Origin of the sequence: Streptomyces sparsogenes, from assembly GCF_001704635.1 — a bacterium.
GTDB lineage: Bacteria > Actinomycetota > Actinomycetes > Streptomycetales > Streptomycetaceae > Streptomyces > Streptomyces sparsogenes.
The window spans coordinates 41164-58156 of record NZ_MAXF01000141.1; the positions used below are offsets into that span (position 1 = coordinate 41164).

The window sequence follows — 16993 nt, forward strand, 5'->3', positions numbered from 1 at the left end:
GGAGTACACCACACCGTAGTTCAGTATGTTCGACTTCGCCATTTAAAATATTGGACGGACCGTTGACGGACCTCGACCACCTCACCCAGTCGCTCGCCCGCAACCTCAAACGCTGGCGCAATGAGCGTGGCTTCACCCTCGACGCCCTCGCGGCCCGCTCCGGGGTCAGCCGCGGCATGATCATCCAGATCGAGCAGGCCCGCACCAACCCGAGCGTCGGCACCACCGTCAAGCTCGCCGACGCCCTCGGAGTGAGCATCACCACCCTGCTCGACTACGAGAGCGGCCCCCAGGTCCAGCTCGTCCCCGCCGAGCAGGCCGTACGCATGTGGTCCACCGACGCCGGCAGCTACACCGCCCTCCTCGTCGGCACGGAGGCGCGCGGGCCGCTGGAGCTGTGGGAGTGGCGGCTGACGCCGGGGGAGGGCAGCGACTCCGATCCGCATCCGCCCGGCACCTTCGAGCTGCTGCACGTCACGGCGGGCGAGCTGACACTGACCGTCGGCGGCGAGACCTACCCCGTGCCGGCCGGTTCCTCGGCGGCCTTCGAGGCGAGCGTCCCCCACGGCTACCGCAACGACGGGACGGAGACCGTCACGATGACCATGGCCGTCTCCGTCCCCCCGGCACGCTGAGCCACCGGGCGCGGAGGCCGTCGGGAGCGGAGGCCGCCGGGCGGGCTGTTAACTTGACCGCATGAGTACGCCGATGGACGCCTTCGACGACGCACGTCCCGCCGTCGAATGCCTCGACCTGCTGACCGCGCCGGTGGCCGAGGCGCTGCGCGCCTGGCGCGGCCCCGTGCCCGTGGAGCAGGTGCTGTACGTGGACACCGACCCGGACAAGGCCGACACGGCCGCGCTCGTGGAGCACTACGGGGCCCGGCTGCTGGAGCAGTCCGCGAACTGCGTGGTGGTCGCGGGCAAGCGGGCCGGCGAGACCTCCCTCGCCGCCTGCGTGGTCCTCTCCCACACCCGGGTGGACGTCAACGGCGCGGTGCGCCGCCGACTCGGCGCCCGCAAGGCCTCCTTCGCCCCCATGGAGACGGCGCTCGGCGTGAGCGGCATGGAGTTCGGCGGCGTCACGCCCATCGGCCTGCCCGCCGACTGGCCGGTGCTGGTCGACGCGGCCGTCGCCGACATCCCGTACGCGCTCATCGGCAGCGGAAGCCGCCGCGGCAAGCTCATCGTGCCGGGCAAGGCGATCGCCGGGCTGCCGGGGGCGGAGGTTCTGGAGGGCCTCGGCATCTGAGGACCGGTCGCCGCGAGCCCCGGCGTCCGACGACCGGTCGCCGCGGTCTGATGACCGGTCGCCGCGGGCGTCGGCCTCTGACGCCCGTCGCCGCGCGCCCGGCTCAGCCCCCGCGCCCGGACACGTCCAGGGACAGCGCGCGGGAGTGCTCCGCGAACCCCAGACTGCGGTAGAGGTGCTCGGCGTCGGGCGTGGCATGCAGATCGACGCGGGTGACGCCCTGCCCGGCGAACCAGTCGAGCAGCGCCTCGGTCAGCGCGCGGGCGTATCCGCGGCCCCGGTAACGGGGGTCGGTGCACACGTTGAAGACGAAGCCGAAGCGCCCCGAGGGGTGCCCGGGCGCGGGCAGCCGCTCCTCGACACTGCCGACCGCGCACGCGGCCAGGTGCGGGGCGCCCGGCTCGTCGCCGTCCACGACGAACGCGCCCAGCCGTCCCTCCGGCCCGGTGAGCAGCCGCACGACCGCCTCCCGCGCGCTGACCTCCCACGCGCCGGGCCGGTCCCGCCCGTGCATGGCCTCGAACATCACACGGCGCAGTCGTACCAGTTCAGCGGCGTCGGCGGGGCGGGCGGCCCGTATGGCGATCACGGTCCGACGCCCCCACCCGGACCCCGCCCGGGTGGGGGCGGCCGGAGGCAGGGGATCACCCCAGCCGAGGCAGCTCGATGGCCGGGCAGCGGTCCATGACCATGGCGAGCCCCGCGCCACGGGTGCGCTCGTACGCCGCCTCGTCCACCACGCCGAGCTGGAACCACACCGCCTTGGCCCCGATGGCCACGGCCTCGTCGGCGACCGCCCCCGCGAGCCGGCTGTTGACGAAGACATCCACGACATCCACCTCGAAGGGGATGTCCGAGAGCGAGCGGTACCCCTGCTCCCCGTGGACCGTCTCCGCCTTCGGGTGCACGGGGATCACCCGCTTGCCGTGGCGCCTCAGCACCTCCGCGACCCCGTACGCCGCCCGCGCCCGGTTCGAGGACAGGCCCACCACCGCCCAGGTGTCACCGAGCTCGGTCAGGATCTCGCGGATCACCGCCGGATCGCCGTACACGCCTGCCTCCCGAGGGTCGGATGCTCGTTCACCGTGCGCAACGAACACCGGCGCCCGGGCATTCCGAAGCCACCCCGCGCCACCGCGCGCCGAGCGGCCCGGTCCACCGCATAGGGTGGTCCGATGCAGGAGCGGTACCGGACGGTCGCGCGCGAGGGCGTGCACGAGATCGAGATCAGCAAATCGCGTTTCCTGTGCTCCCTCGCGCCCGCCGCGACCGAGCAGGAAGCCCAGGACTTCGTCCGGCGCGTCCGCGGGGAGCACCCCGCCGCGACCCACAACTGCTACGCCTATGTCATCGGCGCCGACGGCGGGGTCCAGAAGGCGAGCGACGACGGGGAGCCGGGCGGCACGGCGGGTGTGCCGATGCTGCAGATGTTGCTGCGCCGCGAGGTGCGGTACGTCGTGGCGGTGGTCACCCGCTACTACGGCGGTGTGAAACTCGGCGCCGGAGGGCTGATCCGCGCCTACGGCGGGGGGGTCGGCGAGGCCCTGGACGCCCTGGGCACCGTCACCCGGGAGCGGTTCCGGCTGGCGACCGTCACCGTCGGCCACGAGCGGGCCGGACGGCTGGAGAACGACCTGCGCGCGACCGGCCGCGCGGTGCGCGAGGTGCGCTACGCGGAGGCCGTGACGATCGAACTGGGGCTTCCCGACGCGGACGTGGACGCCTTCCGCGCCTGGCTGGCGGACGCCACCGCGGGCACCGCCACCCTCGAGCTGGGCGGCGAGGCGTACCAGGACGCCCCGGGCGGCCGACCCGTCTGACGTGGGCGCATGCTCGGATGTCGTATGTACGAGGTTTGCAACAGTGGACGGCGCGGGTGCTGATCATGCCGCTGGGCGACGGTAACGTGGCCGGGGATGCCGTTGAGGACACAGGAACGGGGGGCCGCCCTGATGGAACTGGCTGAGCACATCGCCGCGGTGCGCGCGGGGGCGGGTGATCCCGCCGCGATGGTCGGCGAGTTCCGCCGCACGGCCGTACTGGTACCCGTGGCCGACGGCGGTTTCATGACGGCCGAATACGGCGGCATCCGCTGGATCTACGCCTTCACCGACGAGTCCGCGCTGGCCCGCTTCGCCACCGCGCGCGGCTCCGACCCGGGCCAGGAGTGGGAGTACGCCGCCGTGCTCGGCGCGCGGCTGCTGGATGTGATGGTGCCGGAGATGGGCCGCCCCGCGGGCGTCGCGGTGGACGTGGCGGACGAGGACGGGTCGATGATGTTCCCGCCGGTGCGGGGCATCGTCCCGGACGAGGTCGCGGTGGACGTGGACGACGACGAGAACGGGAACGGCAACGAGGGCCGGAACGGCACCGGGAACGAGCGGACACAGGGGGCCGGGCAGTGAGCGCGGACGGGGATCTGAATGTCGGCAAGGACTCCGTGGACCTGATCACCAAGGGTCTGCGGGCGGCGATCGGCGAGCTGAGGGACGTCGGGGACAACACCGGCGCGCTGCAGGGCTCCGGCTTCTCGGACATGACGATGTCCAAGATGGAAGCCGGGGGCAAGGGGCTGGCCGACGCGTTCGAGGGGTTCTGCGACCGCTGGGAGTGGGGGGTCCGGGCGCTCGTCCAGGACGCCAACGAGATAGCCAACCGGCTCGGTCTGGCGGCGGGTTTGATGTGGGAAGAGGACCAGTACTGGGGCAACACCCTCAAGGTCACCGTCAACGCCCTGTCGCCCACCGGCAATCCGCACCTGTCGGAGGAAGAGGTCGCCAAGCAGGGCTGGGGCGACATCTTCACCCCCGACGCGCCGGACTACAGCGCGGCGTCCTGGCAACAGGCCGGTGACGAGATGGGCCAGACCTGGAAGGACACCGGGCGCGCCCTGCTCACCGAGGGCAACGGCGGAATGCGCACCAGGATGATGAACGATCTGCTCGGGGTCGACGACCAGCAGTTCAACCAGGCACTCGACCAGACCTTCGGCCCCTCTCCGGAGGCGCGCGCCCAGCAGCAGGCGCAGCAAGAGGGCCAGTAGCGGTCGGCCGCGGCGGGGACGGCCGCGGCACACCGCGGCACACCGCGGCACGATCCACCCCGACACCGCGCCCCGCTTCCCGGACGACGGCTGGAGATGGCACCGGCCGGCCTCCCGCTTTCACAGGGTGTGCGGGCGGGCGGGCGGCCGAGGGGGCTACGGTAGGGCGGTGCCGGCCGCCGTGAGGCGGGCGCGGCGCGGCGAACAGGAACGACGGGAACCAGGGGCGGAGAGAGGGCGAGCGTGCGGGTCGGAGCGAGCCGGTGAGATTTCTGCACACGTCCGACTGGCACCTGGGGCGGTCCTTCCACCGCGTCAACCTGCTCGCGGCGCAGCGGCGGTTCATCGACCACCTGGTCGCCACCGTGCGCGAGCGGCATGTCGACGCCGTCCTCGTCGCGGGTGACGTCTACGACCGGGCGGTGCCGCCGCTCGCCGCCGTCGAGCTGTTCGACGACGCCCTCCACCGCCTCGCCGACCTCGGCGTGCCGACGGTCATGATCTCCGGCAACCACGACTCGGCCCGGCGGCTCGGCGTCGGCGCCGGGCTGATCGAGCGGGCCGGCATCCACCTGCGCACCGACCCCGCGGGCTGCGCCACCCCGGTTGTCCTCGCCGACGACCACGGCGACGTCGCGTTCTACGGGCTGCCGTACCTCGAGCCCGCCCTCGTGCGGGAGGCGCTCGGCGCCGACGGCACGGGGCACACCGCGGTGCTGCGCGCCGCCATGGCCCGGGTGCGCGCCGACCTCGCCACCCGGCCCCCGGGCACCCGCTCGGTCGTCCTCGCGCACGCCTTCGTCACCGGCGGCGCGCCCAGCGACAGCGAGCGCGACATCACCGTCGGGGGCGTCGCCTCCGTGCCCGCCGAGGTGTTCGACGGCGTCGACTACACGGCGCTCGGGCACCTGCACGGTTGCCAGGCCATCACCGAGCGGGTTCGCTACTCGGGCTCCCCGCTCGCGTACTCCTTTTCCGAGGCCCGCCACCGCAAGTCCATGTGGCTGGTCGACCTCGGCCCCGGCGGCGCCGTGACCGCCGAGCGCGTGGACTGCCCGGTGCCCCGGCCGCTGGCCCGGATCCGGGGCCGGATCGAGGACCTGCTCGCCGACCCCGGCCTGGCCCGGCACGAGGACGCCTGGGTCGAGGCCACCCTCACCGACCCCGCGCGCCCCCACGAGCCGATGCCCCGCCTGACGCGCCGCTTCCCCCACCTGCTCAGCCTGGTGTTCGACCCCGAGCGGGGCCCCGAGGACCCCCTCGCCTCGTACGCGCAGCGGCTGCGCGGCCGCACCGACCGGCAGATCGCGGAGGACTTCGTGGCCCATGTGCGTGGCGGGCGCGGTCCGGACGAGGCCGAGCGCGCGGTGCTCGGGGCGGCCCTGGACGCCGTACGGGCCGCGGAGACCGAATCCGCCACAGCCGAATCCCCCGCAACCCGATCCCCCGCAGCCGAGTCCCCCGCTATCGGATCCCCCGCTACCGGATCCGCGGGGGCGGGGGCCGTCGAGGCGGCTCCCTCCTCGCGGGAGGTCGCCCGATGAGGCTGCACCGCCTCGCCATGACCGCCTTCGGCCCCTTCGCGACCACACAGGAGGTCGACTTCGACGAGCTGTCGGCCGCCGGGCTCTTCCTCCTCCACGGGCCGACCGGCGCGGGCAAGACGTCCGTCCTGGACGCGGTCTGCTACGGGCTGTACGGCCAGGTGCCCGGCGCCCGGCAGGGCGGCGGGCCGTCCCTGCGCAGCGACCACGCCGACCCGCACACCCCCACCGAGGTCCTCCTCGAACTCACCGTCGGCGGACGGCGCCTGGAGATCACCCGGAGCCCCGAGCAGCCGCGCCCCAAGAAGCGCGGCACCGGCTTCACGCGGGAGAAGGCGCAGAGCCGGCTGCGCGAATACCTCCCCGGGGCCGGGGAGTGGAAGGCCCTCAGCCGCTCGCACCAGGAGATCGGCGAGGAGATCAGCCAGCTGCTCGGCATGAGCAAGGAGCAGTTCTGCCAGGTGGTGCTGTTGCCCCAGGGCGACTTCGCCCGCTTCCTGCGCGCCGACGAACTGGCCCGCGGCAAGCTGCTCGGCAAGCTCTTCGACACGGGCCGCTTCGCCGCTGTCGAGGAACGCCTCGCCGAGCTGCGGCGCGCGGCGGAGAAGCAGGTCGTCGCCGGGGACGAGCGGCTGCTCGCCCTCGCCCACCGCATGGCCCAGGCCGCCGGCGCCACCTCGCCCTCCCCCTCGGCCTCCGGCGGTGAGGAGCATCCGCTGCCGGAGCTCGCACCGGGGGAACCGGGGCTGGCCGGCGCCGTCCTGGAGTGGGCCGCCATCGCCCGTACGACCGCCCGCGAGCGGCAGGACATCGCGCTCGCCGCGGTCCAGGCCGCCGAGACCGCCCACCACGCCGCCCGCCGGGCGGCCGACACCGAACGCGAGCGCGCCCGCCTCCAGCACCGCCACGCCGAGGCCCGACACCGCGCCGAAGAGCTGGAGCGGCAGCGCGCCGACCACGACCTGGCCCGCGAACGCCTGGACCGCGCCCGCGCGGCCGACGCCGTCGTCCCCGCCCTCGAACTCCACCCCGCCGCCGAACACGACCACGCCGCCGCCACCGCGGCCGAACGCGCCGCCCGCGCCGACCTGGCGACCGCCCCCGACCTGCGTTTCGACGCCCCCGTACCCCACCCGACCGAACTCCCGCGCCCCCGCCACGCCGCCGACGACGCGGAACCCGCGCCGGTGGCGTCAGGGCAGGGTGCGGGGCAGGCGCCGCGCGTGGTCGGGGCCGGTGCGGGGCTGGAGGCGCGGGGGGAGTTCCCGGGCCGCCCCGAGGCGGACGAGGAGCGCGCCGCTGCTGGGCAGGCGGGGGTCGCGGTGCCCGGGCAGGGCCCCCGCGAGGGCGCCGGGCCGGTCGGCGCGGATCCCGGGCCGCGGTTCGGGATGCCGGGGCTCGCGGGAGCGGACGCCGCGGTGCTGGCCGCCGCCGAGCGGCGGGTGCGGGAGGAGCTCGGTTCGCTGGGGGCGGCCCGCCGCGCCGAGCGGCGGGCGGGGGAGGTGGCCGACGAGGTCGGGCGGCTCGACCGGCAGGCGCGCGCCGACGAGGAGGCGGCCGAGGAGGCCGGGCAGTGGCTCGCCGGGTGGGAGGAGGTGCGCCAGGCGCACACGCGGCGGATCGAGGCCGCGCAGGAGGCCGCCACCCGGGCCGAACAGCTCGGTGGGCAGCTCGCCCCCGCCCGGCAGCGGCTCGAGGCCGCCCGGCGGCGGGACCTCCTCGCCGGGCAGGCGACCGAGGCCGAGGAGCGGCTGCTGCGCTCCCGCGAGGAGGCCGCCGCCGCCCACGAGAGATGGCTGGACCTCAAGGACCGGCGGCTGCGCGGCATCGCCGCCGAACTCGCGGCGGCGCTGCGCGACGGCGAGCCGTGCGCGGTGTGCGGGGCCGCCGACCACCCCGCCCCCGCGCGTCCGGGAGCCGGCCATGTGGACCGTGCGACGGAGGAGGCCGCGCTGGAGGACTACCGCGGGGCCGAGGCCGGGCGGGAGGAGGCCGAGCGGCGGCTGCAGTCGCTGCGGGAGGCGCTGGCGGGCGCGGAGGCCGCCGCGGGCGGCGGTACGGCGGACGAACTGGACCGGGCCCTGGCGGACGTGGAGACCGCGCTCGCCGAGGCCCGCGGCGCCGCGGCCGGGGGCCACGCCGCGCGCGAGGCCCTGGCCCGTGCCGAGGAGGAGCACGAGCGGCGCCTGACCCAGCGGCAGGAGGCCGAGCGCCGCGCCGCGGCGCGCACCTCGCATCGCGAGGCCCTGGTGGCGGAGCGGGCCGCGCTGCTGGAGGAGCTGGAGCGGGCCCGAGGCGGCGCCGCCACCGTGGCCGAGCGGGCGGCCCGGCTGGAGCGGCACGCCGGGCTGCTTGCCCGGGCCGCCGAGACGGCGCGGGAGACCGAGGCCGCCGCGCGGCGGCTGGAGGAGGCGAGGGCGCGGCTCGCCGAGGCCGCGCGCCGCGCGGGCTTCGAGACGCCGCACGCCGCGGCCCGCGCCGTGCTGCCCGCGGCGGACCAGCGCGGGCTGCGGCACCGCCTGGAGCAGTGGCAGACGGAATCCGCGGCCGTCGCGGCCGAGCTGGCCGATCCGCAGGTGGCCGCGGCCGCGCGGGAAGCCCGCGCGGACCCCGCCGCCGCGGAGGCGGCGGCCGAGGCGGCCACCCGGCTGCTGCGCGAGGCCTCGGCCCGGGACGCGGCGGCCCGTACCCGCTGCCAGGAGCTCGACCGGCTCTCCGCCCAGGCCGTGGCCGACGCCCGGCGGCTCGCCCCGCTGCGCCAGGAGCACGACCGGCTGGCCCGGCTGGCCACGCTCGCGGCGGGCACCTCCGCCGAGAACGAGCGCCGGATGCGCCTGGAGGCGTACGTCCTGGCCGCCCGGCTCGAACAGGTCGCGGCCGCGGCCAGCGCCCGGCTGCGCCGCATGTCCTCCGGCCGCTACACCCTCGTGCACTCCGACGCGCGCACGGGCGGCCGCGGCAGGTCGGGCCTGGGCCTGCACGTCATCGACGCCTGGACCGGCGGCGAGCGCGACACCGCCACCCTCTCCGGCGGCGAGACCTTCTTCGTGTCGCTCGCCCTCGCCCTCGGCCTCGCCGACGTGGTGACGGACGAGGCGGGCGGCGTCCGACTGGACACCCTCTTCATCGACGAGGGCTTCGGCAGCCTGGACGAGCAGACCCTCGACGAGGTCCTGGACGTGCTGGACTCGCTCCGCGAGCGCGACCGTACGGTCGGCATCGTCAGCCACGTCGCCGACCTGCGCCAGCGCATCCCGGTGCGGCTGGAGGTGGTGAAGGGCCGGGACGGCTCGACGGTGCGGCATCACGCGTCTGCGCGCTGACCGCCGGGAGGTCGGTCGCCCTGACGTATCGTCGGCCGCCCGGATGGCTGCGACGGGCGAGTCGCCGGCCGAGCCGCCGCGCCGCGGGCGCCCGCCACCGCCAGCGCCTCGAACAGCGGCTCCGGGTCGGCGTCCCGGGGCAAGCCGCTGACCTGACCGTCCCCGACCTCCACGACCCGCCACCGCCCGTCCTCGCGCAGCGCCAGATCGGTGGTGACGAACCGGCAGCCCAACTCCCGTACGGCCGGGGCCACCGCCGACAGGTCGGGGGAGGGGCGCAGCCCCGGCGAGTCGGGGTGGGCGCCGACGAGGACGGGGGCGCCGTCCACCCACCAGACGCGGGCCTCGCCCACCGGCTGGTACGGCTCGTACGCGCGCAACACCACCCCTCCGGTGAGGAACTCGCCCTGCAACTCCACGAAGCGGGCGACCACGGCGGCCAGTTGGCGGGTATCGGCCAGGTCGGGGACGTAACAGGCCTCGAGCCACTCGTGCTTGCGGGACTTGACCCAGTCCTTGACGACGGCCGGGCCGCCGCCGCCGAGCCGGGCGGCCAGGTGCGCCAGATCGGCCTCGGGCGGCACCCGGCCCGGGGGCGAGGGGAGCCACGCGATGCGCGGGGTCAGTGCGGCGAAGGTGTCGTACCAGCCGGGCAGCTCGTGCGCGGCGCGGTAGCGCTCGGGGGAGGTGAGCAGGGCGCAGCCCCGGTCGGCGAGCGCGGTGGACAGCTCGGCATAACGGTCGGCCGGCACCATCCAGCCGCGGTACCACGCGGACCCGGCGTCGCGCGGCACCCGGGCGACCGCGTCCGCCGCGCCCTGGGACAGCAGCGCGTCGTGGTCGATCAGGGCCACCGTCACCCCCGAGGCGCGGGCCGCCCGCGCCTCCTCGGCGAACTCGGGGTCCACGCGCCGCGGCGCGAGCGGATCGCAGGGGAAGAGGAAGACGGTGGTGCCGGCGGTGCTCATGGCAGTCGACCTTAGGGAGCCGGACGGCCGTTCCACAACGGCGATTCGCCCGGCCCCCGGGCGGGGAGCCGGACCCCGAGCCGAGAGTCAGCCCCCGCGCCGAGACCCGGCCCCGCAGGCCCGGCCCCGAGGCCCGGATCAGATCGCCGAGAGCTCGGCCACCAGGTCGTCCAGCCCCAGCGAGCCCTGCGAAAGAGCCGCCATGTGCCAGGACTTCGCGTCGAACGCGTCCCCGTGCGCCTTGCGGGCCGCCTCGCGCCCGGCGAGCCAGGCGCGCTCGCCCAGCTTGTAGCCGATGGCCTGGCCCGGCATGCCCAGGTAGCGCACCAGCTCGCTCTCGATGAAGTCCGCGGGCCGGCCGCTGTGCCGGCCGAAGAACTCCTGCGCCAGCTCCGGCGTCCAGCGCTCCCCGGGGTGGAACGGGGAGTCGGCGGGGATCTCCAGCTCCAGGTGCATGCCGATGTCGATGATCACCCGCACCGCGCGCATCATCTGCGCGTCGAGATAGCCCAGGCGCTGCTCGGAGTCGGTGAGGAAGCCCAGCTCGTCCATCAGCCGCTCCGCGTACAGCGCCCAGCCCTCCGCGTTGGCGCTGACCATGCCGACCGTGGCCTGGTAGCGGGAGAGCCGGTCGGCCACGTGCGTCCACTGCGCGAGCTGCAGGTGGTGGCCGGGCACGCCCTCGTGGTACCAGGTGGAGACCAGGTCGTAGACCGGGAAGCGGGTCTCGCCCATGGTGGGCAGCCAGGTCCGGCCGGGCCGCGAGAAGTCCACCGACGGCTGGGTGTAGTACGGCGCCGCCGCGCTGCCCGGCGGCGCGATCATCGACTCGACGCGCTTGACCCGCTCGGCGAGGTCGAAGTGGGTGCCGTCCAGCGCCTCGATGGCCTGGTCCATGAGCCCCTGCAGCCAGGCGCGGGTCTCCTCGACGCCCTCGATGGCCTGGCCGTGCTCGTCGAGGTGGCGCAGCGCCTCCCAAGGGGTGGCGCCGGGCAGGATCTTCTCCGCCTCGGCCCGCATCTCGGCGTACAGCCGGTGGTATTCGGACCAGCCGTACGTGTACGCCTCGTCCAGGTCCAGGTCGGTGCCGTTCCACATCCGCGCCCACCTGCGGTAGCGCTCGCGCCCGACGACGTCGGGCGCGCCCTGGACCGCCGGGCCGTACACATCGCGCAGCCAGTCGCGGAGCGCGGCGAAGGCGGCGGTCGCCTCGGCGGCCGCCCCGTCCAGCTCGGCGCGCAGCGCCTCGGGGCCGCCGGCCGCGAAGTCGGCGAACCAGCCGCGGCCGGCGCCGGCGGTGCCGACCCACTCGCCGAGCTGGCCGACGACCGTGGTCACCTGGCGGGGGCCGGCGGGCAGGTCGCGCCGCAGCCCCTCGGCGAGCGAGGCGCGGTACCCCTCCAGGGCGGCCGGTACGGCGCGCAGCCGCGCGGCGACCGCGGCCCAGTCGTCCTCCGTGTCGGTCGGCATCACGGTGAAGACGCCGCGCACGGCGTGCGCCGGGGAGTGGAGGTTGCTGACGGCCCGCAGGTGCTCCTGCGCGTCGTGCACGGCCAGCTCGGCGGTCAGCCGCTCCCGCAGCAGCCGGGCGCAGCGCCGCTCGTTGTCGTTGTCCGCACCGGGTCGTGCCTCCGCCTCACCGAGCCGGTCCAGGGTGGCGCGGGCGAGGTCGGCGAGCGCCTCCTGGCCGGCGGGCGAGTAGTCGGGCAGGCGCCGGGCGCTGTCGGGCACCCCCAGGTAGGTGCCGGTGATCGGGTCGAGTTCGATGAGGGCGTCGACGTAGGCGTCGGCCACCTGGCGGGGCAGGGATGCGTCATTGGTGTCGGACATGCGGCCATCCTCGTACGGAGGGAGGGGCCGCGTCACGCGCATCGGATGTTACGTACCTGACCGAGATCGTTCCGCGCCGACGAGAGCCGCGCCGACGGGATCCGCGCCGATGAGAGCCGCGCCGACGGGGCCCGCGCCCATGAGCGGGGCGCCGGCGGGGTCAGCCCGTGCTCGAGGGGATCACCGCGGGGGAGAGCCGGGCGGTGATGACGAGCGTGCCCTCCTCGATCTGGTAGTCCAGCGGCAGCTCCAGCGCGCGCATCGCCGCGACCATGCCGGTGTTGGCCGACCGGGTGACGGCGTAGACGCATGCGCAGCCCGTCTCGGCGGCCATCGCGACCAGCCGCCGCAGCAGCTCCCCGCCGATGCCCCGGCGCTGCCACTCGTCCTCGACGAGCAGCGCGACCTCGGTCTCGTCCCCGTCCCACAGCAGGTGGCCGAGGGCGACCAGCCGTCCGGAGGCGGTGTGCGCGGCGAGGGTGCGGCCAAAGCGCGGGCTCAGCAGGTGGTCGAGGTAGCGATCGGCGTCGCCGACCGGGCCGTGGTAGCGCTGGGCGAGCGTCGCGGCGGAGCAGCGCTGGTGCATGGCGCGCGCCGCGTCCAGGTCGCGGGTGTCGGCGCGGCGCACGGTGATCTCGTTGCCCTCGGGCAGCGTCAGGACGTCGCGGCGGCGCGGGACGCGCGGGCCGAGCCGGGAGTCCAGCTCGACCAGCGCGCGGGCGCGCGCGAACTCGGTGGGGGTGAACGGGAGGTACGGGCGCTCGATGACGATCGCGCCGCCGGACGGGTCCCGCAGCCGCATCACGGTCTCCTCCAGCACGCCCTCGAGCGGCGGCAACCCCTCCAGCGGGCGGCCGGCCAGGGACTTGGCGGGCAGCGACCGGATGGCGCAGCGGCCGAGGAGGGCGCGCAGCGCGAGGGGGAGTTCGGCGGCGTCCAGGGCGGTGCGGGTGGCCAGGGACAGGATCCGGGTCGGCGCGTCGACCAGGTCGTGGGCGTCGGCCCGCTCGATCCAGGTGTCGCGGCCGCCCCCGTCGGTCACCGTGCGGGTCAGCTCGGCGGGCGGCAGGTCGGCGGGGGCGCGCAGCAGGAACTCGTCCACGGTGCCGTCCCCGAGCGGGTGGGTCTGCAGCGCCAGGATGTCGACCCGGTGACGGGCGAGCGCGGTGCACAGCGCCGCGAGGGTGCCCGGCTCGTCCCGGACGGTCGTCCGCATCCGCCACAGGGTGGTGTCCGTCCGGGACGCGCCCCCGTCGCCCTCGCGGTCCGGGAGGTCCGTGACCGGGGCGTCCGTGGCCGGGGTGGCGGTGGTGGCGGTCGGGGGCTCCGGCTCCGCGGGGCCGGAGCCGTGGCGCCGTGACCACCGGGCGGCCAGCTCCACCAGGTCGCGCCGCCAGCCGTGGGAGCGCCGGGTGTGGTCGTGAGGGGTCGCGTGGGTCATGCGTCCACCCTTGCGGAGCGGTGTTGCGTGATCACGAACGCATTGTGACCGATGGGTTAAGAGGGTATTTGCGGAACGAAACCGTTTTTGTCCGGAATGGAACAGTTGAAAGTGGCGGTGTCAGGGGTGGGGCCGGGGCTGACAGGCCCGCACGGGTCAGGCCCGCAGGGGACAGGCCCGTACGGGACAGCGCGTACGGGACAGGCCCCGGCCCCCCCGGCTCACTGGCCGACGCGCCCGGGCTGGAGCACCTTGGTGAAGAGCACCGCCCCGCCCAGCTCGCGCAGCCGGACCGTGAGCTCGCCGCTGTGCCCGTCGATGTCCACCTCGCCGAAGAACTGGAAGCCCTCGGCCGGCGAGACGTTCGCCCGGGTGGGAGCCTTGACGAAGGGCTGCTCGGGGCCGAAGGTGCCGTCCAGCCTCACCGCCGGGAACGCGCCCGCGTTCAGCGGCCCGGAGACGAACTCCCAGAACGGGGCGAAGTCCTTGAACGCCGCCCGCGACGGGTCGTAGTGCTGGGCGCTGGTGTAGTGGACGTCGGCCGTCAGCCACACCGTGCCGGTGATCTTCCGGTGCTTGATGTGCCGCAGCAGCTCCGCGATCTGCAGCTCACGGCCGAGCGGCGCCCCCGGGTCGCCCTGCGCGACCGCCTCGAAGTCCGTCGCCCCGTCCGGGACCACGAGCCCCAGTGGCATGTCGCAGGCGATGACCTTCCACACCGCGCGCGACGCCGACAGCTCCCGCTTGAGCCAGGCGAGCTGCTCGGCGCCGAGGATGCCCTGGGCGTCGTCGGGCTGCCGGCCCGGCGAGTTGGCGTTCCGGTACGTACGGCAGTCCAGCACGAACACGTCGAGCAGCGGGCCGTGCCGCAGCACCCGGTACACCCGGCCGTCGCCGTCCGGGCGCAGCGTGCTGATCGGGAAGTACTCGCTGAAGGCCCGCCGCGACCGCGCCGCCAGCACGTTCACGTCCTTCTCGGTGTAGCGGGCGTCGGTGAGGATCTCGCCCGGGTACCAGTTGTTGAGGACCTCGTGGTCGTCCCACTGGACGATCGTCGGCACCTGTGCGTTGAACCGGCGCAGATTGGCGTCCAGCAGGTTGTAGCGGAAGTTGCCCCGGTACTCCGCGAGCGTCTCGGCGACCTTGGACTTCTCGTCGGTCGTGACGTTCCGCCAGGTGCGGCCGTCCGGCAGGGCCACGCTCTGGGCGAGCGGGCCGTCGGCGTAGATGTTGTCGCCGCTGCACAGGAAGAAGTCGGGGTCCAGCCGCCGCATCTCCTCGAAGATCCGGTAGCCGCCGAGGTCCGGGTTGATGCCCCAGCCCTGCCCCGCCAGATCGCCCGACCACACGAAGCGCACGCCCTGGCGGCGCGCCGGCGCGGTGCGGAACGTGCCGTACACCGGCTCGCCGGTGCGGCGCGGGTCGTCCGGGTCGGCCAGCAGCACCCGGTAGTGGACCTGGGTGCCCGGCGGCAGCCCGTGCAGCGGGGTGGTGCCGGTGAAGTCGCTGCCGGCCCCCAGCAGCGGGCCCCGCCAGCGCCGAGGCCTCGCGAACGACTCGGTCGCGGAGGTCTCGACCACCATCCGGGCCGGACGGTCGGAGCGCACCCACACCAGGCCCGAGGACGTCGTCACATCGCCCACCTGTACGCCCCACTGGGCGCTCGGCCGGCCGGACAGCGCCTGCGCGGGCGCCGCCCACGCCGCCGACGCCAGCGTCGGCACCGCCAGCGCGGCGGAGGCCGCCGCCGAACCGCGCAGCACCTGCCGCCGCCCGACCTCCCGCCGCCCGATCTCTGTGCCCGAATCCCGCGCCATGCCGAACCTCCTGTTGCTCATGGAACCGCTGTGCGGTCCTGTTGCTATCGGTGCCAGATGCCTCGCGTTCGAACGGACAGTGAACAACTCACTGAGGGGTGCCGGGAAGGCCCGGGCCGCCGGCGCGGGCGATCGCGGCCACGGCCCGGGCGATCCGGGCGGGGGACAGATGGGCATAGCCCATCACCAGACGTACCCGCCCGTCGTCGTCGGCGGACGTGGGGCCGGGGGCGCGGCCGGGCCGGTGCCGGTAGTCGGCGAGCGGGCGCAGCGCCACCCCGGCCCGCGCCGCGCGTTCCAGGAAGCGGTCCTGGGGCCCGTACCGCCCCGGCAGCCGCGCGATGACGTGCAGCCCGGCGGCGATCCCGGTCACCTCCGTGCCGGGGAAGTGCTCGGCCAGCGCCGTGACCAGCGCGTCCCGCCGCTCCCGGTAGGCGCGCTGGCAGCGCCGCAACTGCCGGTCGTAGTCGCCGCGCTCGATGAACTCGGCCAACAGCGCCTGGTCGAGCGCCGGATTGCCCAGGTCCATGGTCCGCTTGCGCTCCACGACCGGGCCCACGAGGCCGCCGGGCACCACCAGCCAGCCCAGCCGCAGCCCCGGGGCCAGCGACTTGCTGACCGAGCCGGCATAGGCGACCCGAGCCGGGTCCAGGCCCTGCAACGCGCCGACGGGCGCCCGGTCGTAGCGGAAGTCGCCGTCGTAGTCGTCCTCCACCAGCAGGCCGTCGACGGCCCGCGCCCACTCCAGCAGTTCGAGGCGGCGCCGCGCCGAATACGCGACGCCCAGGGGGAACTGGTGGGACGGGGTGAGCTGGGCGGCCCGCGCGTCCGACGCCGCCAGGGCGGTGGGGGACAGCCCCTCCGCGTCCAGCGGCACCGGCACGGCTGTCAGTCCCGTCGCCGTCAGCAGCGTCGTGTGCTCGGGGCTGCCGGGGTCCTCCACCGCCACCGCGCGGTGCCCGAGCCCGGCCAGCGTGAAGCCCAGCAGCGTCATGGCCTGCGCGACGCCCGAGCAGATCACCACGCACTCCGGGTCCGCCACCACCCCCCGGCGCCGGGTGAGCAGCCCCGCCACCGCGGCCCGCAACTCGGGCAGCCCGCGCGGATCCGGATACCCCAGGGCGCTGTGCGGGAGGCGCGCCAGGGCCCGGCGGTGCGCCGCCGACCACCCGGCGCGCGGGAACAGCGACAGATCGGGGGTGCCGGGTACGAAGCCGGTCCCGGGCGCGCCGCCGGACACGGGCGCCTGGTGCTCCCGCGCCGCCGCGGCCCGCGCCGCCCCGCTCACCCAGGTGCCCGAGCCGCGCGCGCTCCTCAGGTACCCCTCGGCCGTCAGCTGCTCGTACGCCTCGGTCACCAGGCCGCGCGAGACCCCCAGGTCGGCCGCCAGCTCCCGGCTGGACGGCAGCCGGGTCCCGGCGGCGATCCGCCCCGAGCGCACCGCCTCGCGCAGCGCGGCCTGCAGCGTCCGTCCGCGCCGGCGGGGTGGCGCGGAGGCGGTGGGAAGCAGCAGCTGCCAGGCGGTGGTACCGGAAGCGGCGGTACCGGGAGTGGCGGTACCGGGAGTGGCGGTACCGGAAGCGGCGGTACCGGAAGTGGTCCCTGAATCAGCCATCGGATTGGACCTTAAGGGGTGCCGGTCGGCTGCCTAGCGTCGGCGTCATGAAACGAAACGATCTTCCGGTGCCGGACCCGGGCGCCCCCGCGGCCCGGATCGCCACCCGCGCCACCGCCGCCCCTGCCGCGGCCCCCGCCGCCGGGCGCAGGGACCCCGCC

At 75.6% G+C, this 16993-nt stretch carries 14 protein-coding genes; 7 read left to right on the plus strand and 7 right to left on the minus strand.

From position 1 onward, the window contains the following. Positions 1-62 precede the first annotated feature (62 nt). Together BBH68_RS29605 and BBH68_RS29610 are read left to right on the plus strand one after the other, a co-directional pair. Complete coding sequence (locus BBH68_RS29605) at positions 63-635, plus strand: helix-turn-helix domain-containing protein (protein WP_065966797.1); 573 nt, start codon at positions 63-65, stop codon at positions 633-635. Positions 636-696: 61 nt separating this feature from the next. After that, positions 697-1251 (plus strand): YbaK/EbsC family protein, encoded by a 555-nt coding sequence (locus tag BBH68_RS29610; protein WP_065966798.1) that lies wholly within the window; start codon positions 697-699, stop codon positions 1249-1251. 103 nt (positions 1252-1354) lie between these two features. Here BBH68_RS29610 and BBH68_RS29615 read toward each other — a convergent pair whose 3' ends face one another. Both BBH68_RS29615 and BBH68_RS29620 read right to left on the minus strand, forming a co-directional pair. Further along, positions 1355-1840 carry a GNAT family N-acetyltransferase gene (locus BBH68_RS29615; protein WP_065966799.1) on the minus strand — a complete coding sequence of 162 codons (486 nt, stop codon included), beginning with the start codon at positions 1838-1840 and terminating at the stop codon, positions 1355-1357. Between the two features lie 55 nt (positions 1841-1895). Further along, complete coding sequence (locus BBH68_RS29620; protein WP_065966800.1) at positions 1896-2303, minus strand: CoA-binding protein; 408 nt, start codon at positions 2301-2303, stop codon at positions 1896-1898. Between the two features lie 123 nt (positions 2304-2426). On the opposite strand from BBH68_RS29620, the gene BBH68_RS29625 reads away from it, so the two are divergent. The 5 genes from BBH68_RS29625 (at position 2427) to BBH68_RS29645 (ending at position 9161) form a co-directional block, all read left to right on the plus strand. Further along, positions 2427-3071: a YigZ family protein gene (locus BBH68_RS29625; RefSeq protein WP_065966801.1), complete on the plus strand. Its 645-nt coding sequence runs from the start codon at positions 2427-2429 to the stop codon at positions 3069-3071. Positions 3072-3203: 132 nt separating this feature from the next. Next, on the plus strand, positions 3204-3656 hold the full coding sequence (locus BBH68_RS29630; RefSeq protein ID WP_065966802.1) for an SseB family protein: 453 nt from the start codon (positions 3204-3206) through the stop codon (positions 3654-3656). Beyond that, positions 3653-4294, plus strand: a complete 642-nt coding sequence (locus BBH68_RS29635; protein WP_065966803.1) for a hypothetical protein — start codon at positions 3653-3655, stop codon at positions 4292-4294. The genes BBH68_RS29630 and BBH68_RS29635 overlap by 4 nt, the downstream gene beginning before the upstream one ends. A 263-nt stretch (positions 4295-4557) precedes the next feature. Continuing rightward, on the plus strand, positions 4558-5838 hold the full coding sequence (locus BBH68_RS29640; protein WP_065966804.1) for an exonuclease SbcCD subunit D: 1281 nt from the start codon (positions 4558-4560) through the stop codon (positions 5836-5838). Then, a complete protein-coding gene (locus BBH68_RS29645) occupies positions 5835-9161 on the plus strand; it encodes an AAA family ATPase (protein ID WP_065966805.1) in 3327 nt (1108 codons plus the stop codon). The genes BBH68_RS29640 and BBH68_RS29645 overlap by 4 nt, the downstream gene beginning before the upstream one ends. Here BBH68_RS29645 and BBH68_RS29650 read toward each other — a convergent pair. From BBH68_RS29650 to pdxR, 5 genes are all read right to left on the minus strand, one after another. Beyond that, entirely contained in the window at positions 9143-10129 is a 987-nt protein-coding gene (locus BBH68_RS29650) for an ATP-grasp domain-containing protein (RefSeq protein WP_158080384.1), read from the minus strand. The two genes, BBH68_RS29645 and BBH68_RS29650, sit on opposite strands and share 19 nt — an antisense overlap. A 138-nt stretch (positions 10130-10267) precedes the next feature. Beyond that, entirely contained in the window at positions 10268-11959 is a 1692-nt protein-coding gene (locus BBH68_RS29655; RefSeq protein ID WP_065966806.1) for a DUF885 domain-containing protein, read from the minus strand. 160 nt (positions 11960-12119) lie between these two features. Then, positions 12120-13400, minus strand: a complete 1281-nt coding sequence (locus BBH68_RS29660) for a GNAT family N-acetyltransferase (RefSeq protein ID WP_065966807.1) — start codon at positions 13398-13400, stop codon at positions 12120-12122. 221 nt (positions 13401-13621) lie between these two features. After that, entirely contained in the window at positions 13622-15217 is a 1596-nt protein-coding gene (locus BBH68_RS29665; protein WP_065966808.1) for an alkaline phosphatase D family protein, read from the minus strand. Positions 15218-15305: 88 nt separating this feature from the next. Then, a complete protein-coding gene (gene pdxR / locus BBH68_RS29670; protein WP_076972081.1) occupies positions 15306-16832 on the minus strand; it encodes a MocR-like pyridoxine biosynthesis transcription factor PdxR in 1527 nt (508 codons plus the stop codon). Positions 16833-16993: the final 161 nt, after the last annotated feature.

Excerpts from the sequence above, each read along its gene's own strand:
- BBH68_RS29610 (WP_065966798.1), top strand. The coding sequence starts at position 697 with ATGAGTACGCCGATGGACGCCTTCGACGACGCACGTCCCGCCGTCGAA.
- BBH68_RS29625 (WP_065966801.1), top strand. The coding sequence starts at position 2,427 with ATGCAGGAGCGGTACCGGACGGTCGCGCGCGAGGGCGTGCACGAGATC.
- BBH68_RS29630 (WP_065966802.1), top strand. The coding sequence starts at position 3,204 with ATGGAACTGGCTGAGCACATCGCCGCGGTGCGCGCGGGGGCGGGTGAT.
- BBH68_RS29645 (WP_065966805.1), top strand. The coding sequence starts at position 5,835 with ATGAGGCTGCACCGCCTCGCCATGACCGCCTTCGGCCCCTTCGCGACC.
- BBH68_RS29650 (WP_158080384.1), bottom strand. The coding sequence starts at position 10,129 with ATGAGCACCGCCGGCACCACCGTCTTCCTCTTCCCCTGCGATCCGCTC.
- BBH68_RS29655 (WP_065966806.1), bottom strand. The coding sequence starts at position 11,959 with ATGTCCGACACCAATGACGCATCCCTGCCCCGCCAGGTGGCCGACGCC.
- BBH68_RS29660 (WP_065966807.1), bottom strand. The coding sequence starts at position 13,400 with ATGACCCACGCGACCCCTCACGACCACACCCGGCGCTCCCACGGCTGG.
- BBH68_RS29665 (WP_065966808.1), bottom strand. The coding sequence starts at position 15,217 with ATGGCGCGGGATTCGGGCACAGAGATCGGGCGGCGGGAGGTCGGGCGG.
- pdxR (WP_076972081.1), bottom strand. The coding sequence starts at position 16,832 with ATGGCTGATTCAGGGACCACTTCCGGTACCGCCGCTTCCGGTACCGCC.